General features: G+C 70.4%; 27 protein-coding genes and 1 tRNA gene. 17 read left to right on the plus strand and 11 right to left on the minus strand.

All coding sequences use genetic code 11. The features are described 5' to 3' along the window. Positions 1 to 9: 9 nt before the first annotated feature. From dapB to acs, 6 genes are all read left to right on the plus strand, one after another. A complete protein-coding gene (gene dapB, locus ACQW02_RS00180; RefSeq protein ID WP_431283256.1) occupies positions 10 to 780 on the plus strand; it encodes a 4-hydroxy-tetrahydrodipicolinate reductase in 771 nt (256 codons plus the stop codon). 113 nt (positions 781 to 893) lie between these two features. Next, positions 894 to 2,078 (plus strand): methionine adenosyltransferase, encoded by a 1,185-nt coding sequence (gene metK / locus ACQW02_RS00185; protein WP_431283257.1) that lies wholly within the window; start codon positions 894 to 896, stop codon positions 2,076 to 2,078. A 17-nt stretch (positions 2,079 to 2,095) separates the two neighbouring features. Further along, positions 2,096 to 2,797, plus strand: a complete 702-nt coding sequence (trmB, locus tag ACQW02_RS00190) for a tRNA (guanine(46)-N(7))-methyltransferase TrmB (RefSeq protein ID WP_431283258.1) — start codon at positions 2,096 to 2,098, stop codon at positions 2,795 to 2,797. Next, positions 2,794 to 3,531 carry an SDR family NAD(P)-dependent oxidoreductase gene (locus tag ACQW02_RS00195; RefSeq protein WP_431283259.1) on the plus strand — a complete coding sequence of 246 codons (738 nt, stop codon included), beginning with the start codon at positions 2,794 to 2,796 and terminating at the stop codon, positions 3,529 to 3,531. The genes trmB and ACQW02_RS00195 overlap by 4 nt, the downstream gene beginning before the upstream one ends. Then, positions 3,528 to 4,385 (plus strand): carbonic anhydrase, encoded by an 858-nt coding sequence (locus ACQW02_RS00200; protein ID WP_431283260.1) that lies wholly within the window; start codon positions 3,528 to 3,530, stop codon positions 4,383 to 4,385. The genes ACQW02_RS00195 and ACQW02_RS00200 overlap by 4 nt, the downstream gene beginning before the upstream one ends. 74 nt (positions 4,386 to 4,459) lie before the next feature. Beyond that, a complete protein-coding gene (gene acs, locus ACQW02_RS00205; protein ID WP_431283261.1) occupies positions 4,460 to 6,397 on the plus strand; it encodes an acetate--CoA ligase in 1,938 nt (645 codons plus the stop codon). Positions 6,398 to 6,435: 38 nt separating this feature from the next. Here the strand turns inward: acs and ACQW02_RS00210 are convergent, their stop codons facing one another. Beyond that, entirely contained in the window at positions 6,436 to 7,128 is a 693-nt protein-coding gene (locus tag ACQW02_RS00210; protein ID WP_431283262.1) for a CBS domain-containing protein, read from the minus strand. Positions 7,129 to 7,382: 254 nt separating this feature from the next. On the opposite strand from ACQW02_RS00210, the gene ACQW02_RS00215 reads away from it, so the two are divergent. From ACQW02_RS00215 to ACQW02_RS00225, 3 genes are all read left to right on the plus strand, one after another. Beyond that, positions 7,383 to 7,466 (plus strand) — tRNA-Leu (locus ACQW02_RS00215). A 57-nt stretch (positions 7,467 to 7,523) separates the two neighbouring features. Further along, positions 7,524 to 8,492 (plus strand): Bug family tripartite tricarboxylate transporter substrate binding protein, encoded by a 969-nt coding sequence (locus ACQW02_RS00220; RefSeq protein WP_431283263.1) that lies wholly within the window; start codon positions 7,524 to 7,526, stop codon positions 8,490 to 8,492. Next, on the plus strand, positions 8,492 to 9,301 hold the full coding sequence (locus tag ACQW02_RS00225) for an NAD-dependent epimerase/dehydratase family protein (RefSeq protein WP_431283264.1): 810 nt from the start codon (positions 8,492 to 8,494) through the stop codon (positions 9,299 to 9,301). Before ACQW02_RS00220 ends, ACQW02_RS00225 begins: the two co-directional genes overlap by 1 nt. Position 9,302: 1 nt before the next feature. Here ACQW02_RS00225 and ACQW02_RS00230 read toward each other — a convergent pair whose 3' ends face one another. The 4 genes from ACQW02_RS00230 to ACQW02_RS00245 all read right to left on the minus strand — a co-directional run bounded on the left by ACQW02_RS00230 (position 9,303) and on the right by ACQW02_RS00245 (position 12,000). After that, positions 9,303 to 10,217, minus strand: a complete 915-nt coding sequence (locus tag ACQW02_RS00230; RefSeq protein ID WP_431283265.1) for an NAD(P)-dependent oxidoreductase — start codon at positions 10,215 to 10,217, stop codon at positions 9,303 to 9,305. Between the two features lie 38 nt (positions 10,218 to 10,255). Beyond that, the gene (locus tag ACQW02_RS00235; RefSeq protein ID WP_431283266.1) at positions 10,256 to 10,669 is read right to left on the minus strand and encodes a hypothetical protein; all 414 of its coding nucleotides are present in this window, start codon (positions 10,667 to 10,669) and stop codon (positions 10,256 to 10,258) included. A 72-nt stretch (positions 10,670 to 10,741) separates the two neighbouring features. Next, positions 10,742 to 11,641: an SAM-dependent methyltransferase gene (locus ACQW02_RS00240; RefSeq protein ID WP_431283267.1), complete on the minus strand. Its 900-nt coding sequence runs from the start codon at positions 11,639 to 11,641 to the stop codon at positions 10,742 to 10,744. Then, a complete protein-coding gene (locus tag ACQW02_RS00245; protein WP_431283268.1) occupies positions 11,638 to 12,000 on the minus strand; it encodes a DUF423 domain-containing protein in 363 nt (120 codons plus the stop codon). Before ACQW02_RS00245 ends, ACQW02_RS00240 begins: the two co-directional genes overlap by 4 nt. Before the next feature lie 45 nt (positions 12,001 to 12,045). Here ACQW02_RS00245 and ACQW02_RS00250 point away from each other — a divergent pair, with 45 nt between their 5' ends. After that, positions 12,046 to 12,816: a 3'-5' exonuclease gene (locus tag ACQW02_RS00250; RefSeq protein ID WP_431283269.1), complete on the plus strand. Its 771-nt coding sequence runs from the start codon at positions 12,046 to 12,048 to the stop codon at positions 12,814 to 12,816. 114 nt (positions 12,817 to 12,930) lie between these two features. Further along, on the plus strand, positions 12,931 to 14,109 hold the full coding sequence (locus tag ACQW02_RS00255; RefSeq protein ID WP_431283270.1) for an ATP-binding protein: 1,179 nt from the start codon (positions 12,931 to 12,933) through the stop codon (positions 14,107 to 14,109). Here ACQW02_RS00255 and ACQW02_RS00260 read toward each other — a convergent pair. From ACQW02_RS00260 to ACQW02_RS00275, 4 genes are all read right to left on the minus strand, one after another. After that, the gene (locus ACQW02_RS00260) at positions 14,093 to 14,584 is read right to left on the minus strand and encodes an RNA pyrophosphohydrolase (protein WP_431283271.1); all 492 of its coding nucleotides are present in this window, start codon (positions 14,582 to 14,584) and stop codon (positions 14,093 to 14,095) included. The genes ACQW02_RS00255 and ACQW02_RS00260 overlap by 17 nt on opposite strands. Further along, entirely contained in the window at positions 14,581 to 15,777 is a 1,197-nt protein-coding gene (locus ACQW02_RS00265; RefSeq protein WP_431283272.1) for a divergent polysaccharide deacetylase family protein, read from the minus strand. The genes ACQW02_RS00260 and ACQW02_RS00265 overlap by 4 nt, the downstream gene beginning before the upstream one ends. Positions 15,778 to 15,793: 16 nt before the next feature. Then, positions 15,794 to 17,200, minus strand: a complete 1,407-nt coding sequence (locus tag ACQW02_RS00270) for a S41 family peptidase (RefSeq protein WP_431283273.1) — start codon at positions 17,198 to 17,200, stop codon at positions 15,794 to 15,796. 283 nt (positions 17,201 to 17,483) lie between these two features. Beyond that, positions 17,484 to 18,734, minus strand: coding sequence for a murein hydrolase activator EnvC family protein (locus ACQW02_RS00275; protein WP_431285987.1), 1,251 nt, complete (start codon positions 18,732 to 18,734; stop codon positions 17,484 to 17,486). Positions 18,735 to 18,897: 163 nt separating this feature from the next. Between ACQW02_RS00275 and ACQW02_RS00280 the strand changes: the two genes are divergently transcribed. Continuing rightward, on the plus strand, positions 18,898 to 19,827 hold the full coding sequence (locus ACQW02_RS00280) for a ketopantoate reductase family protein (protein ID WP_431283274.1): 930 nt from the start codon (positions 18,898 to 18,900) through the stop codon (positions 19,825 to 19,827). Positions 19,828 to 19,837: 10 nt separating this feature from the next. On the opposite strand, the gene ACQW02_RS00285 is transcribed toward ACQW02_RS00280, so the two are convergent. Together ACQW02_RS00285 and ACQW02_RS00290 are read right to left on the minus strand one after the other, a co-directional pair. Next, positions 19,838 to 20,260 carry a DUF1489 family protein gene (locus ACQW02_RS00285; protein WP_431283275.1) on the minus strand — a complete coding sequence of 141 codons (423 nt, stop codon included), beginning with the start codon at positions 20,258 to 20,260 and terminating at the stop codon, positions 19,838 to 19,840. 52 nt (positions 20,261 to 20,312) lie between these two features. Further along, a complete protein-coding gene (locus tag ACQW02_RS00290; RefSeq protein WP_431283276.1) occupies positions 20,313 to 20,618 on the minus strand; it encodes a hypothetical protein in 306 nt (101 codons plus the stop codon). A gap of 155 nt (positions 20,619 to 20,773) precedes the next feature. Between ACQW02_RS00290 and ACQW02_RS00295 the strand changes: the two genes are divergently transcribed. From ACQW02_RS00295 to ACQW02_RS00315, 5 genes are all read left to right on the plus strand, one after another. Further along, positions 20,774 to 21,205, plus strand: coding sequence for a CoA-binding protein (locus ACQW02_RS00295; protein WP_431283277.1), 432 nt, complete (start codon positions 20,774 to 20,776; stop codon positions 21,203 to 21,205). Positions 21,206 to 21,313: 108 nt separating this feature from the next. Next, complete coding sequence (locus ACQW02_RS00300; RefSeq protein ID WP_431283278.1) at positions 21,314 to 22,048, plus strand: DUF2076 domain-containing protein; 735 nt, start codon at positions 21,314 to 21,316, stop codon at positions 22,046 to 22,048. A 59-nt stretch (positions 22,049 to 22,107) separates the two neighbouring features. Further along, positions 22,108 to 22,998, plus strand: coding sequence for a LysR family transcriptional regulator (locus ACQW02_RS00305; RefSeq protein WP_431283279.1), 891 nt, complete (start codon positions 22,108 to 22,110; stop codon positions 22,996 to 22,998). A gap of 113 nt (positions 22,999 to 23,111) precedes the next feature. Further along, complete coding sequence (locus ACQW02_RS00310) at positions 23,112 to 24,350, plus strand: MFS transporter (protein WP_431283280.1); 1,239 nt, start codon at positions 23,112 to 23,114, stop codon at positions 24,348 to 24,350. After that, positions 24,351 to 24,998, plus strand: a complete 648-nt coding sequence (locus ACQW02_RS00315) for a trimeric intracellular cation channel family protein (protein WP_431283281.1) — start codon at positions 24,351 to 24,353, stop codon at positions 24,996 to 24,998. It begins immediately after the preceding gene. The last annotated feature ends 64 nt before the right edge of the window (positions 24,999 to 25,062 follow it).

Consider the following 25,062-nt stretch of genomic DNA (forward strand, 5'->3'; position numbering starts at 1 on the left):
TCCGGGATCATGCGTATCGGAATCGCCGGCATCGCCGGCCGGATGGGGTTCTTGCTGGCCGAGGAGGCCGCCCGCGCCGGCGCCACCCTGGTTGGCGGCACGGTGGGCGCCAGCGCCAGGCCGGCCCCCGTGGGCACCGCCATCCTGCCCGACGCCGCCGCGCTGTTCGCCGCCAGCGATGTGGTGATCGACTTCACCCATGCCTCGGTCGCGGCCGCGCATGCCGCGATGGCGGCGAAAACCGGCCGCGCGCTGATCCTCGGCACCTCCGGCCTGTCGCCGGCCGCCGAGGCGGCGGTGCGGGAGGCGTCGGCAAAGGTCGCCATCGTCTATGCCGCCAATTTCGCGCCGGGGGTGAACCTGTTGTTCGCCCTGGCCCAGCGCATGGCGGCGGCCCTGCCGGCCGAGGAATACGACGCCGAAATCGTCGAGATGCACCACCGCCAGAAAGTGGATGCGCCATCGGGCACCGCCCTGGCGCTGGGCCGGGCGGTCGCCGCCGGGCGGGGCACGACGCTGGAACAGGCCGGCGTCGAAAGCGGGCGCGATGGCCACACCGGGGCGCGGCAGACGGGTGCGATCGGGTTTTCGGCCCTGCGCGGCGGGCAGGTGGTGGGCGAACACACGCTGTTGTTCGCGGCCGGTAGCGAACATATCGCGCTGACGCATCGGTCGTTTGACCGCCGGGTCTATGCCACCGGCGCCGTCAGGGCGGCACTTTGGGCCGAAGGGCGGGCGCCGGGGCTGTATTCGATGGCGGATGTGCTGGACATCCGATAGCCCCTGCTGCACCGCACCACTTGACCCCCCAGGCTTGCCTTGCGATAGGCCCGCAAACGGCGGCTGATCCGAGCCTTCCTGCCGTCATCCGCGACAAGAGGACAAACCATTCCATGCGCGACCAGGGCGATTATCTGTTCACGTCAGAATCCGTGTCCGAGGGCCACCCCGACAAGGTGGCCGACCGCATCAGCGATACGGTGCTGGACGCCTTCCTGACCGCCGACCCCTTTGCGCGCGTCGGCTGTGAAACCCTGGTCACCACCAATCGCATCGTCCTGGCCGGCGAAGTGCGCGGACCCGATTCCGTGCTGTTCAGCCTGGAGGAGAAGGTGCGCGCCGCCGTGCGCGACATCGGCTACGACCAGGAAGGCTTTTCCTGGCGCCATGCGTCCTTCGAGAACCACCTGCATCCGCAATCGGCCGATATCGCCGTGGGCGTCGATGCCGCCGGCAACAAGGATGAAGGCGCCGGCGACCAGGGCATCATGTTCGGCTACGCCACCAACGAAACGCCGGAACTGATGCCGGCGCCGTTGCAATATGCCCATGGCATCCTGCGCCGCATGGCCGAACTCCGCCACGCCCAGGACCCGCGTGCGAAGGGGCTTCTGCCGGATGTGAAGAGCCAGGTCACCCTGCGCTACGTCGATGGCAAGCCGGTCGGCGTGACCTGCGTGGTCGTCTCGACCCAGCACGAGGAAGGCATGGAGCAGGCCGAGATCAAGGAGATGATCCGGCCGATCGTGGCGGAAATCCTGCCGGCCGGCTGGGTGCCGCCGGAGGCCGAGTTCTACGTGAACCCGACCGGCAAGTTCGTCATCGGCGGGCCGGATGGCGACGCGGGCCTGACCGGGCGCAAGATCATCGTCGACACCTACGGCGGGGCGGCCCCGCATGGCGGCGGCGCCTTCTCCGGCAAGGATCCGACCAAGGTCGACCGTTCGGCCGCCTATGCGGCGCGCTATGTGGCCAAGAACGTGGTGGCCGCGGGGCTGGCGGATCGCTGCACGATCCAATTGGCCTATGCCATCGGCGTGTCGAAGCCGCTGTCGATCTATTTCGACCTGCACAACACCGGCAAGGATATCGACGAGGCCAAGCTGGCCAAGGTTGTGGCCGAACTGGTCAACCTGTCGCCGCGCGGCATTCGCGAGCATCTGCGCATGAACCGCCCGATCTACGTGCCGACCAGCGCCTATGGCCATTTCGGCCGGACGCCGGATGCCGCGCTGGATACCTTCACCTGGGAGAAGACCGACCTGGTCCCCGCCCTGAAGTCCGCTTTCGGGCGGTGATGGAGCAGGCGGCCGTCATGCTGCGGCCGCCGCCGCCGGTCGAGGGTATTCCCGACCGGCTCTATGGCCGCACGCGTGGCCATGTGCTGCGCCCGCGCCAGGAACGGCTTCTGGCCGAAACCCTGCCGCGGCTGCGCCTGGCCGACCCCGGCGATCCGCGCGCGGGGTTTTCCGCGCCCATCGCGCAGGTCTGGCTGGAGGTCGGGTTCGGCGGCGGCGAACACGCGCTGGCCCTGGCCGAAACCAATCCGCAGGTCGGGCTGATCGCGTCGGAAGTCTTCGAGAACGGCCTGTGCTCGCTGCTGACCCGGCTGGTGCCGGAGGGGGCGGAGGCGACCGGGGCCTTGCCGGGCAATCTGCGCCTCTGGCCCGCCGATGCGCGGCATCTGCTGGCGGGGCTGCCGGATGGGGCGCTGGACCGGCTGTACCTGATGTTCCCGGACCCCTGGCCCAAGGCGCGGCACAGCAAGCGGCGCTTTGTCCACCCGGCGGCGCTGCCGCTGGTGGCGCGGGTGCTGAAGCCGGGCGCGGAATGGCGCATCGCGTCGGACCACCCGATCTACCAGGCCTGGGTCGCGGAGGTGTTTGCTGCCCAAGACCTGTTTGACCTTGTGTCGGTCGCGGATGAACGCCCGCCCGGCTGGCACCCGACGCGGTATGAGGCCAAGGCCCATCGTGAGGGCCGCACCCCGCGCTACTGGGTGTTTACCCGCCGATGACTCTCGCAGGCACCTCCGCACTGGTGACGGGCGGTGCCTCCGGCCTCGGGCTGGCGACGGCCGAGGCGCTGGCCGCCGCGGGGGCGCGGGTGGTGGTGCTGGATTTGAAACCGGGCGGCGTCGGCGTGTCCGTGACCGGCGATGTGGCCGATGGGCCGGCGATGGAGGCCGCGATCGCCGCCGCGACCGCGCTCGGCCCGCTGCGTGTCGCGGTCGCCTGCGCCGGGATCGCCCCCGCCGCGCGGCTGGTCGGGCGCAATGGCGCGCATGATTTGGCGCTGTTCGAAAAGGTGATCCGGGTGAACCTGACCGGCACCTTCAACCTGTTGCGCCTGGCCGCCGCCGCCATGGCGGGCAATGCGCCCCTGGGTGCGGATGGCGAACGCGGCGCCATCGTGCTGACCAGCAGCATCGCGGGGACCGAGGGACAGTCGGGCCAGACCGCCTATGCCGCCAGCAAGGCGGGTGTGCAGGGCTTGACCCTGCCGGCCGCGCGGGACCTGGCGCGCAGCGGCGTGCGGGTGGTGACCCTTGCGCCGGGGATGATGGAAACCCCGCTGTTGGAGACCCTGCCGCCGGCGGCGCTGGAGGCCTTGCGGGCGATGCCGCTGTTCCCGGCCTGGCGGCTGGGCACACCGGCCGAATTCGCCGCTATGGTGCTGGCGGTGGTGGGGAACCCGCTGATGAACGGGTCGGTCGTGCGCCTGGATGCCGGGTTGCGGATGCCGCCGTGAAGGCCAGCGTCGATATCGTCTATCGCTACCTGACCAACCCCGACACGGTGCGCGACGCCCCGGTCGATGGTGCCGCCGCGCAAAGCCGGCTGGAGGAAGGCAATCGCACCTTCGCAGCCCTCCTGGCCGCGCTGGAAACGCCGGAGGGGATCGGGCGGCTGCAGATCAACGTCGATGCCCGCGCCGTCGGCTTGCTGGCCGATGGTGCCGCGCCGGCCCAAAAACCCTATGCCGCGCTGCTGGGCTGCGCCGATGCGCGGGTGCCGGCGGAACTGATCTTTGGCGAGGGGCCGAACGACCTGTTCGTCGTGCGCGTCGCGGGCAATGTGCTGGGGCAGGATGTGCTCGGCAGCCTGCGCTACGCCGCCCAGAACCTGCCGCTGCGGGCGGCGGTGGTGCTGGGGCACAGTGGTTGCGGCGCGGTTTCCTCCGCCACGGACCTGTTCCGCGCGCCCTCGGGATTGCTGGATTTCGCCACCGACCATGCCCTGCGGGGCCTGCTGAACCGGTTGGGGCTGATGGTGCATGCGGCGACCCGGGTGCTTTGCGCCGCGCATGGCGACGCCGCGCAGCATCACCCGGGCTGGCGCCTGGCGCTGATCGAGATGGCCATCGCGCTGAACGCGGCCTCCGGCGCCTTCATGCTGCAAAAGGACCTGGCGGGGCTGGGCGGGGCATCGATCAGCATCCTCCACGGGGTCTATGTGCTGGACAGCCGCACGGTCCGTGCCGCCTGTGCCGAGGCTGGCGAACGTGCCGGCCTGGCCCCGCCGCCGGCCAATGAGGCCGCGTTCAAGGCGACCTTCACCGCCCTGGCGCTGAGCCCGCGCATCGCGGGGCTTCTGGGCGGTTGACGCAACGCAATGCCCCATGCGGCAATGCCGCGTAACGAGGCGCCGGGTGAACCGACCTCATGGGGAAACGCAGCATGGCCGACGACCAACTGATCGCGATCAAGCCGGACATCGCGGCCCAGGCCCATGTCACGGCCGCCCAGCACGCGGCGATGACGGCGGCCGCCACCGCGGACCCGGCGGCGTTCTGGGCCCGCGAAGCCAAGCGCATCGCCTGGATGACGCCGCCGAGCCAGATCAAGGACGTGTCCTTCACGGGTGATGTGCATATCCGCTGGTTCACCGATGGGGTGCTGAATGCCTCGGTCTCCTGCCTGGACCGTCATCTGGCGACCAAGGGCGATGACGTCGCGATCATCTGGGAGGGCGATGACCCGACCGTGTCGCAGAAGGTCACCTACCGCCAGTTGCACGCCCGCGTCTGCCAATTGGCCAATGCGCTGCGCGAAAAGGGCGTGAAGAAAGGCGATCGCGTCACGATCTACCTGCCGATGATCGTGGAGGCCGCGGTCGCCATGCTGGCCTGCGCCCGTGTCGGCGCCATCCATTCCATCGTCTTTGGTGGGTTTTCGCCGGACAGTCTCTCCACCCGCATCCAGGAAAGCGAAAGCAGCGTGCTGCTGACCGCCGACGAAGGCCGTCGCGGCGGGCGGAAAGTGCCGCTGAAGGCGAATGTGGACGAGGCGCTGAAGACCTGCCCGACCCTGAAGACCGTCATCGTGGCAAAGAACACCGGCGGCGCGGTGCATATGGAAGCCGGCCGCGATTTCTGGTGGGGCGATCTCTGCGACAGCCAGCCGACCGAAGCAGCACCCGAGCCGATGGGGGCCGAGGACCCGCTGTTCATCCTCTATACCAGCGGATCCACCGGCAAGCCCAAGGGCGTGCTGCACACGACCGGCGGCTACATGGTCTGGGCCAGCTACACGCATGAACTGGTGTTCGACTACAAGCCCGGCGAAATCTACTGGTGCACCGCCGATGTCGGCTGGGTCACCGGGCATACCTACATCGTCTATGGCCCTCTCGCGAATGGCGCGACGACCCTGATGTTCGAGGGCGTTCCCTCCTGGCCCGACAATGGCCGCTTCTGGGAAGTTGTCGCCAAGCACAAGGTCAACATCTTCTACACCGCGCCCACCGCGATCCGCGCCCTGATGCGCGATGGCGAGGCGCCGGTGCGCAAGCACGACCGCAGCAGCCTGCGCATCCTGGGTTCGGTGGGTGAGCCGATCAATCCGGAAGCCTGGCTCTGGTACTACCGCACCGTGGGCGACGGGCGTTGCCCGATCGTCGATACCTGGTGGCAGACCGAAACCGGCGGCATCCTGATCTCCCCGCTGCCCGGCGCCGTGGCGCAAAAGCCTGGCTCCGCGACCTTGCCGCTGCCGGGCGTGTTCCCCGCCCTGGTCGATGGCGACGGCAAGATTTTGCACGGCGCGGCCGAGGGCAACCTCGTGCTGCTCGACGCCTGGCCCGGCATGATGCGGTCGATCTACGGCGACCACGCGCGCTTCGGGCAGACCTATTTCAGCACCTTCCCCGGCATGTATTTCACGGGCGATGGCGCGCGCCGCGATGCCGATGGCTACTACTGGATCACCGGCCGCGTCGATGACGTGATCAACGTCGCGGGCCACCGCATGGGCACCGCCGAGATCGAGAGCGCGCTGGTCGCCCATACGATGGTGGCCGAGGCCGCCGTCGTCGGCATGCCGCATGAGATCAAGGGCCAGGGCATCTACGCCTATGTCACGCTCAAGACCGGCATCGACCCGACCGACGCGCTGAAGAAGGAGCTGGTCGCCTGGGTCCGCAAGGAGATCGGCCCCATCGCGACGCCGGATGCCATCCAATGGGCGCCCGGCCTGCCAAAGACGCGTTCCGGCAAGATCATGCGCCGCATCTTACGAAAAATCGCGGCGAATGAGGTGGATGGGCTGGGCGATACCAGCACGCTGGCCGACCCGACGGTGGTCGAGGATCTGGTGGTCCACCGCGTCGGCGCCTGAACCGCATGGCGCCCCCCGATCGGGGGGCGCCGCCGCGATTACTCGGCGCCGTAGATCGCCCGCGGCATGGTCGAGACCTCCACCTTCACATCGGTCACGCCGGGCACTTCCTCGGCCAGGACGCGCAGCGCGGTGCGGACTTCCGCGACGTCGCAGAAGCCGTGGAAGGTGACGGCCCCCTTTTCGACGGTCGGCCAGATGTAGAAGGGGCGCGCCCAGGATTCACGGCGGATCGCGGTCTCGACGGCCTTGCGGATCTGCGTGTCCTCGATCCCGGCCTCGGTGGTGTCGGCCGGTCCGAAGAGTGCTGCCAGCAGGTCGGCGCGCGAGACGACGCCGACCAGCATGCCGTCGCGCAGGACGAGCACGCGCTTGACGTGGCGCTCCTCCATCATCAGGGCGATGTCGGCGGCAAGGGTCTCCTCGGTCACGGCCACCAGGTCGGTGGTCATGATGTCGCGCGCCTTGGCGCCATGGGTTCGCGCGAAGCGTGCCGCATCCGCATGGGTGCTGGCGAAGAGGCCGCCGAACCAGCCACGCGGGCGTTCCGCCATGCCGGCCAGGCGGCGCAGCAGGTCGCTTTCGGAGACGATGCCGGCCACGCGGCCATCGGCCGCCAGCACCGGCACCGCCGAGACGTGGCGATCGGCCAGCAACCGCGCCAGCGCCCGCACCGGCGTGTCCGGTGGCACTGTCACGACATCGGTCGTCATCAGGTGTTTGGCTTTCATGGGTGCTGTCTCCCCTGGGATGGCGCCATCGCGCTGGTCGTGGGTGTCCTCGATCCGATCCAGGCCGAAGCGATGGGGGACCCGGGGCTGGGTTCGACGACGACGGCGGCCCGCATTGCCTTGGCCATGGCGCCCTCCCGTGCGGTTGCCTTGCACAGGCTTTACCCCTGGTGGCGGCAGGGGCGCCTTGATCTGGGTCAAGCGGGGCGTGGGCGCGTTGGCGTGTCGGGCGCGGGCTGGCATGATGCCGGCAGGCGGGCGTGCCGGAACGGTAGACGGAAGGGTCTTAAAAACCCTCGCCCCAAAAGGGCATGCGGGTTCGATCCCCGCCGCCCGCAATTTTTAGCGTGAAGAATTGGCCCGAAGAAGGCCATCGAAACAGGGGGAATGGCACCATGATCACCCGACGCATCCTGGGCGCCAGCGCGCTCGCCACCGCGGCCATCCGCCCCGCGGCCGCACAGGACCGCAGCATCCGCTTCCTGGTGCCCTATGCCGCCGGCGGCGGGCAGGACATTTCCGCCCGGCTGCTGGCCGATCCCTTGCGCGCGGCCCTGGGCCAGACCGTCGTGGTGGAAAACCGCAGCGGCGCCAGCGGCATGATCGCCGCCCAGGCGCTGGCCCAGGCGGCGCCGGATGGCGCCACGCTGATGCTGGGCGGCGCCGGCGAAACCGCGGTGAACCAGCACATTTTCCGTGGCCGCATGGCCTATGACCCGATCCGCGACCTGCGCCCGGTGATGATCGTGGTGAAGGTGCCCAATGTGCTGATGGGCTACCCCCAGGCGCCGTTTTCGACCGTCGAGGAATTGGTCGCCTTCGCGCGGGAAAATCCCGGGCGGTTGTCCTACTCCTCCTCCGGCATCGCCAATCCGCAGCATCTGGCCGGCGAGTTGCTGAACCACCTGGCGCAGGTCAACACGGTGCATGTGCCCTATCGCGGGTCCGGCCAGGCGGTGCTGGATATCGCGTCCGGCCAGGTGCAGTTCGGCTACAACAGCCTGGCATCCGGCCTGCCGCTGATCCGCGAGGGCCGCATCCGCGCCATCGCCGTCACGTCCAAGGAGCGCATGCCGCAACTGCCGGGCGTGCCATCGGTGTCGGAATACGCGCCGCTGGCGGCCTATGAACTGGTGAACTTCTTTGGCGTCTTCGCCCCGGCCGCGACGCCGGAGCCGATCATGGAACGCCTGCACGCCGCCGTCGCGGGCGCCGTGGCCGACCCGGAGTTGCGCGGAAAATTCGAAGCCCAGGGGCTGCTGGTGCAGTCGATGACCCTGGCCCAGTCGCGCGCCTTCGTCGTCGCGGAATCCGAGAAATTCGGCCGCATCGTGGAGGCCGCGAAGATCACGGTGGAAGGCTGATGCGCCGCCTGCTGATCACGGGGGCCGCCGGTGAGATCGGCAGCGTGCTGCGCCCAGCCTTGCGTGATGTCGCCGGGGCGGTGCGGCTGTTCGACATCCGCCCGATCCCCGACCCGCAGCCACATGAGGAATTGTGGCTGGGCGACCTGACCGCGCCGGGTGTCGCCGATGACGTGACGCGGGATGTGGACTGCATCATCCACCTGGCCGGGATCCCGCGCGAAACCGGCGGCACGCCCGCCGAGATTTTCCACGCCAATACCCTCGGCACGCATCTGTTGTTCGAGGCGGCGCGCAAATCGGGCGTGCGCCGCATGATCTTCGCCAGCAGCAACCACGTCATCGGCTTCTACCGCGCCGGCCAACCGATCGGCACGCGGGAACCGCCGCGCCCCGATGGGCATTACGGCGTCAGCAAGGTGTTTGGCGAGGCGATGGGCCGGCTCTACGCCGACAAGCATGGGATGGAGATCGCATGCCTGCGCATCGGCGCCTTTCGCGCCCGGCCGGGCAATGCGCGCGAACTGGGCGGCTGGATCAGCCATGGCGACATGGCGCGGCTGGCGGTGGCCTGCGTGACCGCGCCGGCCTTCCACTTCCTGGTGCTCTATGGCGTGTCGGCGAATACCCGCGCGCTCTGGGGTGGGGATCACGCGGCGCGGGCCGCCGTCGGCTACATCCCGATCGACGATGCGGAGGATTTTGCCGAGGATCTGGAGGGCGTCGTGCTGGAGGGGCTGGGCGCGGTGTTCCATGGCGGCACGGTGGCCGCGCTGGATTTTACCGGGGACCCCGACCTGATCGACTGACCTATCCCGCGGCGATCCTGCGGCAATGGTCCAGCGCCGCCAGAAGCAGCTTGTCCGTGGCTTCCGCCGTGCGGAACCCCGAATGCGCGGCCAGGGTGGTGTTCGGCAATTGGGTGAAGGGGTGGCCTGCCGGCAGCGGTTCCACGCCAAAGACGTCCAGCCCGGCGTGGCTGAGGTGGCCGGATTCCAGCGCCTCGGCCAGCGCTGCTTCATCCACCACCGCGCCGCGTGCGGTGTTGATCAGGATGGCGCCAGGCTGCATCGCCGCCAGCCGGGCACGGGACAAGAGCCCTTGGGTATCGTCGTTCAGCAGCAGGTGGATGGACAAGACCTTGCTCTCGGCGAGCAGGGTTTCGAGCGGCACGAAGGTGACGCCGGGATGGGATTTGGGGGTGCGGTTCCAGGCGATGACCCGCATCCCGGCGCCCTGGCACAGCCGCGCCATGTCCGCCGCGATCCCGCCAAAGCCGAGCAGCCCGACCGTCTTGCCGGTCAGTTCCACGCCCTCCGTCCGCAGCCATTCGCCGCGTCGCATGGCTCCATCCATGCGTGCCAACCCCTTGGCCGCGGCCCACATCAAGGCAAAAGCCATTTCCGCGACGGCGGTGTCGCCATAGCCCTTGATGATATGGACCTCGATCCCGCATTCGGCGGCCAGTTCCTCGGGGTTCATGTAGGAGCGGGCGCCGGTGCCGAGGAAGACCACGTGCTTCAGCCCCGCGCAGCGCTTCGCCACGTCGGTCGGCAGGGTGGTGTGGTCGATGATCGCGATCTCATGCCCCGCCAGCAGCCCGGGCAGCGCGTCATGCGCGACATCGGCGGCGTCGTTGAGGGTGATCGGCGGATCATCCGCCCGGCGCAGCCGTGTGAGCACATCGGCCAGCCCGTCGCCGGCGTCGATAAAGCATGCGCGCATGTCCCGTTCCCCGCTTGTTTTGGGGGATGCTAGCGGGGTCAGGCGGTGGCGGCGACCGTGCTGGGCACCGCCGTGCGCTGGATCCTTTCCAGCCACTGCCGCGCGCGGTCGGACATGGGGCTGGCCGCCGCCTGGCTTTCCTGGTCGCGGAACAGCGCCACCATCAGGTCGCCGCTGAGCCGCGCCCCGGGCGATGGCTGTCGTGGCCGTGCCGCTTCCAGTTCCGCTTCGCTCAAGGCGCCGTTCTGGTCGGTGTCGATCTTGGTGAAGAGGTCCACGGGCGGGGCAATTCCTGCCGTGGCCCCGGCAGCAATTGCCGGGGCAGCGGCAGTTTGTGCCGCCGCCGGTTCGATGCGCGCGCGCAGTTGCACGAAGTCGCCGCCCTCCACGTCGCGGGGAAAGCGTTGTTCGCGGCTGCTTGGGGCGTCAATCGCGCCAATCGGGGTGACCATCGTGAACCTCCGTGGTTCCGCGCCATCCGTTGGCGCGGTCCAGGCAACGCATGGCGCGTGCCAGAGGCTCCGTCAGCCAAGCCGGGCGAACATGACCTCATGCTTGTTGTGCGCGCCGTGGAACAGCATCGCGCCGGGGATCGCGGCAAACCCGTCCAGCGTTGCGAAATCCGTCTCGCCCTGGAACTTGATGGTGCAGACGATGTTCTTGGCCGCATCGGCGGCGATCCAGCGTTGCACCAGGCCGAGCAGCCGGGCCGGGTAGCAGATGACGTCGCTGAACAGCCAGTCCACCGGTTCGGGGGCGAGACCGAAGGCGCTTTCGTGCCGTTCCGTCACGCCGGGCATCGCGGCGACCAGCGGGTCCAGCGGCGCCTTGTCGACTGCGACGACCGAGGCGCCGAGTTCGGCGATGGCCCAGGTCCAGCCGCCGGGGCTGGCGCCGAGGTCCAGGCAGCGCTCGCCCGGCCCTGGCCAGCGGCCGATGCGCGTCAACGCCTCCCATAATTTCAGATAGGCGCGGGAGGGTGGGCCTTGCCGGTCCTCGATGAAGCGCACGGCGCCGTTGACGAAGGGGCTGGTCTTGGTCGGGCTGGCCAGCAGGCGGTCGGGGGCCAGCAGGGTCCAGCCACCCAGATGCCCGGTGGGCGCGGCTTCCGGGAAGACCAGCGGGCGTGCCTTGACCGGGGGCAGGGCGGCTTCGATCAGCGCGGCACGGCGGTGGAACAGCACGGGCAGCAGCGCCCAATTGCGCTGCATGCCGCGTAGGGCCGCGGCGGCGGTCTTGATGCTGGCGATGGGGATGTCGCGCGGGTCGGTCCAGACCTCCAGCGCCCAGGCCGAGGGACCGGGCAGTTCGGGCGACAGCGCCAGCGGTCCGTGCCAGCCGGAGATGCTTCGGCCGCTGCGGGTGAGTTCTTCCTCCAGGACGGACTCAAAACCCTCGGCGGCGAGGTAAGCGGCGGCGATCACTTGGTGGCCGCCGCGAGGGCCAGCAGCAGCCAGCCAACCATCAGCAACGTGCCGCCAATGGGGGCCACCGGCCCGAGCGACACGCCCACCAGCGCGCCCCACCAGACCGCACCGCAGAACAGCACCAGCCCGATGGCAAAGGCGCCGCCGGCCAGATGCACGACCAGCCCTGTCCGCCGATCGGCCAGCAGCCCAACGGCCAGCAGGGCCAGCGCGTGCCACCCCTGCATGTCCAGCGCATTGGCGACCGCCAACCGCGCGGCATCCGGCCGTGCGGCCAGGCCATGCGCGGCGTAGGCCGAAAGGGCGACGGCCAAAAACCCCGCCAGGGAACCGAGAACCAACCAAATGCGCGCCATGGCCCACGCCATAGAGAAGATCGCCCCATTGTGCGAGGCTGCCGCATGGATCGCGTCTGTGTCTTCGACCTGGAAACCGTGCCGGATATGGAGGCCGCGCGCCGCATGCTCGACCCGGACGGGGCGCTGGATGCCGTGGCGCTGCGGGCCGCGCTGGATGCGCGCTACGCCCGCGCGACCGATGCGCCGGGCAAGGCCTTCGTGAAGGCGCCGCTGCACAAGATCGTCTGCGTCGGGCTGCTGCTGGCCGAACGCGAGGATTTTGAGGCGCCCTTCCGCCCGACCCGCTTTGCCGTCCGCCACGCTGGCGACCACGACGAACCCACGCTGATCAAACGCTTTGTTCGTGTGCTTGAGGACCGCCCAACCCTGGTCGGCTTCAACACCCGTGGCTTCGACCTGCCGGTGCTGCGCTGGCGCTGCATGGCGCATGGCATCGCAGCACCCGCGCTGTTCCGGGGCGATCACTACACCAAGAGATTCTCCGTACAGCATCTCGATCTTTGCGAATTGCTGTCGGATTTCGGCGCCACCACCCGCCCGTCGCTGGCCGAGGCCGCGGCGGTGATCGGTGTTTCCGCCAAGCCCGAAGGGATGGATGGCTTGCAGGTGGAACCGCGCGCCCAGGCCGGCGATTACGCTGGCATCGGCGCCTATTGCGCGTCGGATGTGCTGGCGCTGTGGCGGGTGTTCCTGGGCTGGCTCGCGGCCTGCGGTGGCATATCGGCGGAGGACGCGGCGACCTCGTATGAGGCGCTGCATGACTTGCCGGAGGCCGACGAGCAACCCTTGGCCGGGCTGCTGGGGCGGGGGTAATTCAAGCGAGTTTATGGGAAGTTATCAAAATTCAGTAACTTTCCTAATCTTCCTTGAATTGGCCGGCCGCCAGATGTTATCGAAATTGGATAAACTCGAATAAGGTCGATTGACTTGGATCCGCGACAAAACCCCTACGCGCCGGGGGCGGGCTATCCGCCACCTGAACTCGCCGGGCGCGACGATCTGATCGAGCGCGCCGCGATCGGCCTCGACCGCATCAGGGCCAAGCGGGCCGCGCGAAGCGTGATCCTGTATGGCTTGCGGGGGGTCGGGAAAACCGTGCTCCTGAACAAGATCAGGATGGATGCCGAGGCGCGCGGTTTCGCCGCCGTCAGCATCGAGGCGCCGGAGGGCCGATCCCTGCCGGCGATCATCGCGCCGGCCCTGCGCGCGACGCTGTTTGGGCTGAGCCGCGGCCAGGCCGTGCGTGCGGGCGCGCAGAAAGCCATGCGCGCGCTGGGCAATTTCATCGGCGCGCTGAAGGTGAAGTACAGCGACATCGAACTCAGCATGGACACCGGGTCCGACCCTGGGGTGGCCGATAGTGGCGACCTCGAACTCGATCTTGCCGACCTGTTCCAGGCGGTCGGCGATGCCGCGGAGGAACGCGGCACGGCGGTGGTCCTGTCGATCGACGAACTGCAATATGTGCCGGAGGAGCAGCTCGCCGCCCTCATCTCAGCCTTGCACCAGGTCAGTCAGCGCCAGTTGCCGGTGACCATGATCGCGGCAGGCTTGCCGCAACTCGTCGGGCAGACCGGGCGGGCCAAATCATATGCCGAGCGTCTGTTCGAATTCTCCCGGATCGACCGCCTGACCGATGCGGCGGCGCGGGATGCGTTGCGCAAGCCGGCGACCAAGGAGGGCGTGGCCTTCACCGACGCCGCCGTCGCGGAAATCCTGCGGCAGACCCAGGGCTATCCGTATTTCCTGCAGGAATGGGCCAAGCACAGTTGGAACATGGCGGACGCGTCGCCCATCGACGAATCCGACGCCAGTGCCGCGACCATTGCTGCCTTGGCGGAGCTGGATGCGAGCTTTTTCAGGGTGCGCTTCGACCGGCTGACACCAGCCGAAAAGCGCTACATGCGCGCGATGGCCGAACTCGGGGCCGGGCCGCACCGGTCGGGCGACATCGCTGAAAAACTCGGCAAGAAGGTCACGACGGTGGCGCCGTTGCGGAACACGCTCATCTCCAAGGGCATGATCTTCAGCCAGTCGCATGGCGACACGGCCTTCACCGTGCCGCTGTTCGACGGCTTCATGAAGCGAATCATGCCGGAGTTGTAGCGAACCTCGCGAATTCCGCCGCCACGCGATCATAGATCGGGCGCTTGAAATCCACCGCCAGCAGCGGCGTTTCGGCCAGGGGCATCCAGCGCCAGATATCGAATTCCGGGTGGTCGTCCGCATCCAGGCGGATGTCCGCGTCATCGCCCCAAAAACGCAGCGCGAACCATTTCTGGGTCTGGCCGCGATACTTGCCCTTCCAGGCGACGCCGATCAGGTGGACCGGCAGGTCGTAGGTCAGCCAGTCGGGGATTTCGCCGATGATCTCGGCGCGGTCGGTGCCGATTTCCTCGGCCAATTCGCGTAGGACGGCGGTTCGCGGGTCCTCGTGCTTGTCCAAGCCCCCTTGCGGGAATTGCCAGGCGCCCGCGGCGGTGTCGCGCCCGGGGTGCGGCGCCCGGCGGGCAACAAAGACCAGCCCGGCGGGGTTGAACAGCACGGCGCCGACATTGGGGCGGTAGGGCAGGTCGGTCATCGGGATGCTTCCGGGCGCGGCACGTTGTCGCCACGCCGGATCAGCATGGTGACGGGGGTCAGGACAAAGCCACGCTGTTCCAGCCCCGCGGCCCAGGCGGCGATGCGTTCGACCACGACGGGGGCGGGGTCGGAGGCCAGGCCCAGCGCCGACCCCCGGTCGCGCGCGATGCGTTCCAATTCGGCCAGGCGGCGTTCGATCTCGCCACGGGTCGCGAGGTCATCCACCACCAGGTCCACGCCACGGCCCCAGGCGCGCGCCGGGGTGCCCGCCCCGGGGCGGGGGTCCAGGTAGAGCAAGCCGCGCCCGCGCAGCGTGTCCTGCACCTGGCCGATCATCTCCGGCACCGCGGCGAACCTTTCGCCGCGCAAGGGGCCGAGTGCCCCGATCGCGCCGACCTGGCCCTGGATGCGCGACAAGGCCCAGTCCAGCCGGTCAGCGTTTTCCGATGGCGGGTTGCCGGTCAGCAGCGCGCGGTCGCCCGGGTCGTTCAGGGGATAGCCGGTCGGTTCCAGCGGCAGCGCGGTCAGGGTTTCCATGCCCCGGGCGCGGGCACGGTCCAGCAGCGGGGCGTTGCGCGGGGCATAGGGGGAAAAGGCCAGGGTCGCGGCACTTGGCAGGCGACGGATCGCATCCTCGGACAGCGGGGCGTTCAGCCCGATGTTGCCGACCACGATGGCGATTCGCGGGCGCTGGTCGGCCCGGTCGAAGGGGCGGGCATAGACGCGGATCGAGGTCCGGCCATCGGCCCCGACCTTGGGCAGCGGCCCGTGGCGGGATGGTTCGGTCAGCGCGGGATCGACCGGGGCGATCGGGCGGTCGGCCATGCCCTGGGCCGGCGCGGGGCCGGCCAGCGGCGGTGGCGATGGCGCGGCGGGGGCTGGCGGCGGTGCGACGGGTTCGGCCATGGCCGGCGCCTCGGCCACGGCGGGTTCAACCGGCGCCGCTGGCGGTTCGATCACCGGGGCGGGCATCGACGGGCCTTCGGCGAGCAGCGGGATGGGCGATGGGACGGGGACCGGCGCGGGTTCCGCCATGACGGGCGGCTCGTCCACGACCGCCTGGGGCGCCGCCACGTCGGGCGGTCCCATCCGGTGGAGGACGAACGCGCCGGCGCCCAGCCCGGCGATGGCCAGGCCCCAGAACACCCATAGCGCAGTCCAGCCTTTCGGCCGGGAAAGCCCCCCGCTCATGACGGGTGGCCCCGGGTCAGCGTGCGGCGCGGCGTTGCGGTGCCGCCGCGGCCCAGGCGCGCAGCAGCGCATTCGCCTGCTGCAACTGGAAATCCGTCTCGGGCTTGGTCGGGTCGAAGGCGGCCGCCCCTTCGGCCGGCATGCGCTGCACCCGGTCCAGCACCCCGGCCGGCAGGTTCAGCGGTGGCAGCGGCGGCGGGGTCACCGCCCCGGCCGCCTGGCCGTCGTTGCGCAGGGATCGGCGCAGATCGGCCTCCCGGTCGCGCTGGGCGGCGGTATTGGCGGCATCCGGCCGGGCGGCCAGCACCTCCACATCCGGCTCGATCCCGGTCGCCTGGATGCTGCGGCCAGAGGGCGTGTAGTAGCGCGCCGTGGTCAGCCGGATGGCGCCCTGGCCGGGCAGAGGCATCACGGTCTGGACGCTGCCCTTGCCGAAGGATTTCACGCCCATGACCACCGCGCGGCGGTGGTCCTGCAAGGCGCCGGCGACGATTTCCGACGCACTGGCGCTGCCGCCATTGACCAGGACCACGATGGGCAGCCCCTGGGCGATGTCGCCCGGGCGCGCGTTCCAGCGCTGCGCATCCTCCGGCCGGCGGGCGCGGGTGGAGACGATCTCGCCCTGTTCCAGGAAGTCGTCCGACACCTGCACCGCCTGGTCCAGCAGCCCGCCCGGGTTGTTGCGCAGGTCCAGCACGATGCCCTTGAGGTTGTTGCCCGCCTGGCGGCGCAGGTCGGTCATCGCCCGGCGCATCGCGGCGTCGGTCTGCTCGTTGAAGGAGGCGAGGCGGATGTAGCCGATGTCCCCGCCCTCCAGCCGGAAACGCACGACCTGCGGGCGGATCACGTCGCGGGTCAGGCTCAACTCGACCGGCGCGGGCGTCGCTTCGCGGCGGATGGTCAGGCGGATCACGCTGCCGCGTTCGCCGCGCATCTGTTCGACGGCTTCCTGCAGCGACAGGCCCTGCACCGAATTGCCGTTGATATGGGTGATCAGGTCGCCCGGGCGCACGCCGGCGCGGGCCGCGGGCGTGTCGTCGATCGGGGAGATGACCTTCACATAGCCGCCTTCCTGGGTGACCTCGATCCCGAGGCCGCCGAACTCACCGCGCGTCTGCACCTGCATGTCGCGGAAGGAGCGCGGGTTCATGTAGGAGGAATGCGGGTCCAGCCCCTGCAACATGCCGTTGATCGCGTTTTCGATCACGTCGCGGTCCACGACCGGTTCCACGTATTCGGCGCGGACCCGTTCGAAGACGTCGCCGAACAGGTTCAGCAGGCGATAGGTGTCGGCCCGGCCGGCATCCTGGGCCCAGGCCGCGACCAGTGGCCCGACCACAAGCCCGGCCGAGAAGGCGGCGATGATGCCGGCGCCACGCAGCACGCGCCGTGGCTTCGGCGCGACCGTGGTTGCGGTCGTCATCTTGTCTGCCTGCTGCTGGTCCGCCACGCATCGCTCCTTCCGCCGCGCACCGGGCGCGGCTGTTGTCGTCCCGGGCGCGGAGAGGGGTGCGCCGCCGGGGGTTATCGACCCTGTCTTATGTATCATGCCTCAACACGGGCCTGGCTTCCAACAACACAACCGTAACACGGTGTCTCAGGGGGGGCGGGCGATGTCCCGCGCCCCGCCACCACATGGCCCCATTCAAGCGCCATGCCAGCGCCATCCGGCATGAAATTGCTGGGGAATGTATCGCGTTGCCCGCTCAACCGCGCCGGGCGAACCAGGCGGCGGGGTCCACCGGCTGGCCATTGCGTCGCAATTCGACATAGAGCGTCGGCCTTGCGCCATCGGCCGCATTGCCCAGCACGCCCACCGGTTCGCCGGCCAGCAGGCGCCCGCCGGGGGCGGCGTCCAGCCGTTCCAGCCCGGCCAGCACCACATGGTAGCCGCCGCCGCAATCCACGATAAGTAACAACCCATAGGACCGAAAGGGGGCGGCGAAGGCGGTGCGCCCTGCACAGGGGCTGACCACCCGTGCCCCCGGATTGGCCGCCACGGTCAGCCCGCGCGATGGCCCGCCCGGGCCCTGGTCGCCAAAGCCGCGCAGGGTGCGGCCGGCGACCGGGGCGGCCCGGCCGGCCGAGGCGACCACGGAATCCGTGCCACGCGCGGCCGGATCTGCGCGGCGCGCGACGGCGGCGGGCGGCGGCGGTTCGGGGGTGCGGGCGGCACGGCGGGATTCGGCATCGGCCCGGGCGCGGGCCTGGCGCGCGTCGCGTTCGGCGGCGGCGCGGCGAGAGGTTTCGGCCCGGCGCGCGGCCTCCTCGGCGCGTTCGGTTTCCAGCCGGGCGATGGCCTCGCGCAGGTCGGTGGCACGGGCGGCGGCCTCGGTCGCGCGGCGGGCGGCGGCTTCCTCGGCCGCTTCGGCGGCGCCCCGCCGCTGGCGGGCGGCGGTGAGTTCGCGGTCCACGGCGGCGGCGGCGTTGCGCGCATCGACCCGGGCGGTGGCCAGCGCCTCGGCCGCATCCAGCGCCGCTGTCGCGTCGCGTCGCGCGGCGGCATCGGCCTGGCGGGCGGTGGCGGCCGCCGCCTGGGCCTCGCGCGCCAGGGCGCGCAGCACGATCAGCGCGCGCAGGGTCTGTTCCGGTTCGCCTGGCGCTGCGAGCAGGGAGGCGTCGGGCAGCAGCGCCAGGCGGCGCAGCACGGGGATCAGGGGGGCGAGGTCGGCCTCCCGCGCCGCTGCGATCGCGACGGCGGTCTGGGCGGTGGTGGCGGCGCGTTCGGCGCGCTGCTGGGCGGCTTCCTCGGCCGCTTCGGAGGCCTGGGCGCGGGCGGCGGCGGCGACGCGCGCCTGGGCCAGGCCGGCTTCGCGTTCGGCGGCGGCTTCGGCGGCGGCGGCGGCGGCCTGGGCTTCGCGGGCGCGTTCGGCCTGGTCGCGTTCCGCGCCCCGCAGCCGGGCGGGGTCGGCCGAACGGGCGGTCTGGGCGGGCGCCGGCCCCGCGACGAACAGCATCGCCACGACGAGCCCCGCGCATACACTGGTCAGCCGTTTCGCTTGCCGTCGCATGACGTGCTGTTAGCACGGCCGCCACGCCCCGTCCGCCATGCCTGGTTTGGGGGTGGACAGCCAGGGCGGCTGCCGCAGGATGCCCAAAATTTCACCGGAGGGCTGCGACATGCGTATCGTCTGTATGGGGGCCGGCGGGCTCGGCGGCTATTTTGGTGGGCTGCTGGCGGCGGATGGCGGCGATGTCGCCTTTGTCGCACGTGGCCGTCACCTGGCCGCGATGCGCGCGGATGGTCTGGTGATCGAACGCGACGGCGGGCGCCCGGCCGTGCATGTGCCCAAGCCGGTCGCGACCGACGACCCGGCCAGCCTCGGCCGGGCCGACCTGATCCTGGTCAATGTGAAATTATGGGACACGGCTGCCGCGATCGACGCGATCCGGCCCCTTGTCGGCCCCAATACCTGCCTGTTGTCGTTGCAGAACGGCGTCACCAAGGACGACATGCTGGCCGAGGCCTTTGGCCGCGACCGGCTGTTCGGCGGGGTCGCCTATGTCGCCACCACCATCGCCCGGCCCGGCGTGATCGCGCAGACCGGGCCAATGCAGCGGCTGCTTTTTGGCGCCTATGCCCCGGCCGGCGAGGCGGTGGCGCAGGCCTTCCTGGCCGCGGCGCTGAAGGCCGGCATCGATGCCGCCATCCCGCCCGATATCCGCGTCGCCATCTGGCAGAAATTCGTCTTCCTGACCGGGCTGTCGTCGCTGACGGCAAGCGTCCGCACCCCCATCGGGCCGATTCGCGAGAACCCCCTGGCGCGGGCCTTCCTGGCCGATGTGTTTGCCGAGGTGGTGGCCGTCGGCCGTGCGCTGGGCGTGGCGCTGCCGGAGGACGAAGCGGCCTCTGCCATGACGCGCGCCGATACCGTGCCGCCGACGATGACCGCATCGCTGGCGCATGACCTGGCGGCGGGGAACCGGCTGGAGGTGCCGTGGCTGGCCGGCGGCGTGGTGGCGCTTGGTGCCTCGGCCGGGGTGCCGACCCCCTGCTGCCGCGCCGTCAACGCGATCCTGGCGCCGCATGCGATGGGGCGTGTCGCCTGACCAGGGGCCGTCAGAGCAGGCAGAGCGCCTGCAATTCGGCCAATAGCTTCGGCGGCAGTCCGTCGATCCCGCTGGCTTCGGCCATCGCCGCGATGTCGGGCGGGGCCGCCGCCGGGTCCAGGTAGCGCCAGCCCTGGAAGGGCTTGGTCGGGCGCGCCGCGACGGGCACCAGCACGGGGTCCAGGACCAGCCCGGCGCAGGATGTGCCGTCGTCCCAGGTGTCTTCGGAGATGTCGATGATGCGCTGGCGCACCCGCAGCACGCCCTGGATCACCCAGTAGATGGAGCCGCCGTCGATGATCTCGGCCGCCCGCTTGGGGCGCGACCGGGTCTGGTGGCGCAGCGGCGGTTCGGCGACGGCGCGCGCCGCCTGCCAGGCGGCAAGCCCGGCGATGTCGCGCGTTCCGACCGAGAGTTTGATGAGGTGCAGCACACCAATAGAAGTGGCCCCTGCGCCCGGAGTCGCGCAAGGGGCGTTACGTGGCTCAGCCGAACAGCCAGTCCCCGGGCCGGGACGTCGCCAGCCAGGGCGGCGACGGTGCCGTGCGCGGGGTCTGCGGTTCATCCGGGGCGCTGGTCTGCGCGTCCTTGGGCAGTGTCGCGCCGATCTGGCCGAAGGCGGCATCCGCCCAGCCCGGCTGGCCCCATGCATCCACCGGCACCGGCGCGCCGGGCGGCCCGGCCCATTCGGCCCGCAATGCCGCCAGCCAAGTGGCGTCGGCCCCCGCCCAGGCGGTGCCCCCGGCGGCGCCGAGACCCGCGGCGGGCGCGGAATCGTGATGGCTGGACATCGGCATTCTGCCTTTCGTCCCGCCCCGCTTCGGGGGCGGCTGTGGTCATCGCGGGATCAGCCCCGCCGGGGCGTAGCCTCGCATCGCGGCGGTTGACGGGGGGTGAAGGCCCGGGTGCCTTCCCCTGGGCGATGGCGCCCGGCAGTCTGCGGCGCATGACGATCGATGCCCTGACCGACGCGGATATCCGCCAGCTCCTGCTCACCACCCGGCGTATCGCCGTGGTCGGCGCCTCGGACCGCCCGGGACGCGCGTCCTTCGGGGTTTCGGCCTTCCTGGTGGCGCGGGGCTATGCGGTGACGCCGGTGAACCCGGCCATGGCCGGGCGGCCGCTGCCGGGCGGCACCACTGTGGCGGGGTTGGAGGAGGCCCTGCCGCTGGACATGGTGGACGTGTTCCGCCGCAGCGCCGATGCCGGGGCGGTGGTGGATGCGGCCGTCAGCCTGGGCGCGCGGTCGGTGTGGCTGCAACTCGGCGTGGTGGATGAGGCCGCCGCGGCGCGGGCGCGGGCGGCCGGGGTGGTGGTGGCGATGGATCGCTGCCCGGTCATCGAATGGCGCCGCCTGGGCCTGCCCCCGACGATCTGATGACGATCCGTGCCGCCCGCTTGATAGACCCTTCGTGAAGGTCCACATGGACAGAGGTTCATTTTTCCCGGCCCCCAGGCCGCCGGGTGCCAGCAAGGGACGCAGACCATGAACGACGAAGAACGCCGCATCATCACCGCCTTCGTGGAACGGGTCGCCGGCGTGCAGCAGGCACGCCCGGCCGCGAGCCCCTGGGGCAGCGTGCCGAGCACGCCGACACCGCAGCAGGCCCTGCCGCCGATCGATCGTGACGCGGACAACCTGTTGTTCGAACTGTTCAACCGCTACCCGGAGGCGCGCTACCGCCTGACCCAGACCGCCTTCGTCACCGAAGCGGCGCTGGTCGAGGCGCAGAACCGCATCCAGGACCTGGAATGGCAGTTGCAGGGCATGTCGCAGCAGGCCCAGGCGCCGCAGCGTGGCGGGTTGTTCGGCGGCATGTTCGGCGGTGGCAACCGCCAGCAGCCCATGATGCCGCCCCGGCCGCAGCCGATGATGCCGCCCGGCGGCAATCCGGGCATGTTCCAGCAGCAGCGCGGCGGGTCGGGCTTCCTCGGCACCGCGCTGATGACGGCGGCCGGTGTCGCCGGCGGCCTGGTGCTGGGCAATGCGCTGATGGGCATGATGGGCGGCGGGGGGGCTGCCGCCGCGGCGACGACGGGTGGCGGCTTTGGCCAGGATGCGGTGCCGACCTCCTCGCCCTGGACCGATCCGGCGGGGACGCAGGGCGATGCCGGCAACCAGGGCAATGACGCCTCCGGCGGCTACGACGACCAGGGTGGCGGCTATGATGACGCGGCCGGTGGCTACGACGATGGCGGCGGCTTCGACGACAACGCCTGATGCGAGATGCGTGACGCGGGCCGGTTGACGCCGGCCCGCGATGCGCCGACCTGGGGCGGATGCGTGTCCCTGACCTCGACCTCGACCTGCTGCGCTGCTTCGTGCAGGTCGCCGAGCGCGGCGGCTTCACCGCGGCCGGCCAGGCGCTGGGGCTGACCCAATCGGCCGTCAGCCTGAAGGTGAAGCGGCTGGAGGATGTGCTGGGCAAGCCGGTCCTGGCCCGCACCTCCCGCCGCAGCGAATTGACGCGGGAGGGGGAGACCCTCCTCGCCTACGCCCGCCGCATGCTGGCGATGAATGACGAGGCGGTGCGGCGGCTGATCGCGCCGCCGGTCACCGGGCGGCTGCGCCTGGGCGTCGCCGATCATTTCATCCCGCGCAGCCTGGCCCCGGTGCTGGCGAGGTTTTCTGCGACCTTCCCGGACCTGCGGCTGGAGGTGGAGGTCGGGCGCAGCCATGAATTGCGCGCGGCCGAGGCGGCGGGGACCCTCGACCTGGTGCTGGGCAAGCGCCGCGATGGCGAAACCGAAGGCCGCGCGATCTGGACCGAGCCCGTGGTCTGGGCGGCCGCCCCCGGCTGGTCCCCGCCGGCGGGGCGGCCGATCCCGGTCGCCATGCTGCCGCAGGGCTGCATGTTCCGCGACCGCGCCCTGGCCGCGCTGGCCCGGGCGGGGCTGGAATTCGAGATCACCTTCGTCTCCCCCAGCCTCTTGGGCATCGCCGCCGCCGCCCAGGCCGGGCTGGCGGCGATGGTGCTGGGCCGGTCCGGCATGCCGGAGGGCGTGGTCGAACTGGCCGGCCTGCCGCCGCTCGGCACCGCGGAAATGGCGCTGTTCGGCGATGCCGCGGGGCGGACCCAGGTGGTGGAACCGTTGATCGCCATCATTCGCGAACACGCGGCCGGGCCATCGTTGACCGGGGCGATGGCCGGGAGCAGAGACGTTCTATGACACCTTGCGTCGTGGCCGCCGAAACGGAAACGACCTTGCGTCCGCTGAACGAATGCTTCACCGCTTCGGCGATTCCGCCGTCGCGGATCGCGCCCTAGGACCCGGCTGCCAGCATGGACACCGCCGCACCCCCGGCCGAAACGGCCCCGCCGCACAAGGATTGGGCCATCGTTGGCCTGATCGGCATGGGCCACTACCTGTCGCATTTCTACATGCTGACCTTGCCGCCGCTGTTCCTGGTCTGGCGTGAGGAGTTCGACGTTTCCTTCGGCACCCTGGGGCTGTCGATCGCGTTGATGAGCACGGTGACGGCACTCGGCCAGACGCCGGTCGGCTTCATGGTGGACAAGTACGGGGCGCGGCCCTTCCTGGTTGGCGGCACCTTGCTGATGGCGCTGTCGATCGCGGGGATGGCCTTCGCGCCGTCCTATTGGGTCATCCTGGCCTTGGCGGTGCTGTCGGGCATCGGCAATAGCGTGATCCATCCGGCCGATTACGCGATCCTGGCGGGCAGCGTGGACAAGTCCCGCATGGGGCGGGCGTTTTCGCTGCATACCTTCACGGGCAACCTCGGCTTCGCGACGGCGCCGCCGGTGATCGCGATGCTGCTGCTGGTGATGGACTGGCGCGGGGCGCTGCTGGTCGTCGGGCTATTGGGCGTGCCCGTCGTGGCCGCCATCCTGTGGAAGTCCCGCATCCTGACGGACCAGCCCAAGGCGCGCGACACCGGGCCGGCCATTTCCGGCCGCGACCTGTTGCTGACGCGGCCGATCCTGCTGTTCTTCGCCTTCTTCCTGCTGTCGGCCATGGCTGGGTCGGGCTTCACCGCCTTCATCATCACCGTGATGGGTGAGCTTTGGGACACGCCGCTGGCGATCGCGTCGATGATCCTGACCGGCTACATGACTGGCGCCACGGGCGGCACGCTGATCGGCGGTTGGTTCGTCGACCGGTCGACCAGGCACATGCCCTTCGTCATCGGGCTGACCCTGGGTGCCATGGTGCTGATCCTGTCGCTGAGCACGGTGCCGATGCCGGGCTGGCTGCCGGTGGGCGTGGCGCTGGTCGCGGGGTTGATGATGGGGTCCAGCCGCACGCCGCGCGACGTGATGCTGCGCAACGCCGCGCCGCCGGGGCAGGTTGGCAAGGTGTTTGGCTTCGTCTCCTCCGGCCTGCCGCTGGGCAGTGCCGTCATGCCGGTGCCGATGGGGCTACTGCTGGATGCGGGCTATCCGCATCTGCTGCTGCCGGTCGTGGTGGTGCTGCTGGGGCTGTCGCTGTTCTGCGCCGGGTTGGGCAATGGGGCGGCGCGGGCGCGGGCGGCCGCCCCCCGCGCGGTTGCCGCCGAATAGGTGGACGCTTTCGACCTCCTGATCGCGGTCCTGAACTGGGCCGGGTGTGCCGCCTTCGCCGTGGCCGGGGCGCTGACCGCGTCGCGCAAGCAGTTGGACCCTGTCGGCTTCATCCTGATCGCCGCGGTCACGGCCTTTGGCGGCGGCACGGTGCGCGACCTGATGCTTGGGGTGCCGGTATTCTGGCTGCAGACGCCGGGCTTTGTCGGGTTGGCGGTTGGGCTGGCGCTGCTGACCTTCTTCGGCGCGCATCTGGTCGAACGCCGTTTCATCGTGCTGGTCTGGGCCGATGCCATCGGGATGGCGCTGTTTGCCGTGCTGGGGGCGGAGGCGGCGCAGCGTTTCGGCGCCAACCCCTGGGCGGCCGTGCTGATGGGCACCATCACCGCGACCTTCGGCGGCGTGCTGCGCGATGTGATCTGCGCCGAAATGCCGCTGATGCTGCGGCGGGAGATCTATGCGACCGCCGCCGCCCTCGGCGCGCTGGTGTTTGTGGTGCTGTATCACGCGGGCGCGGGCCGGGATGTCGCGGTCGGGATTGGCATGCTGGCGGGTTTCGCGCTGCGGGCGGCGGCGATCCTGCGCGGCTGGTCGCTGCCGGCCTACAAGGCACGGCCAGCGCGGGCGTATCCGGATCGCCCGCGGTAGCATTCGCCGCCGGCGCGCGCGCTGCCTATGCTGGCCGCACGGGCACGCAAGACCCGCCGGAGAC

Source organism: Humitalea sp. 24SJ18S-53 (assembly GCF_050632385.1).
Taxonomy (GTDB): Bacteria; Pseudomonadota; Alphaproteobacteria; order Acetobacterales; family Acetobacteraceae; genus Humitalea.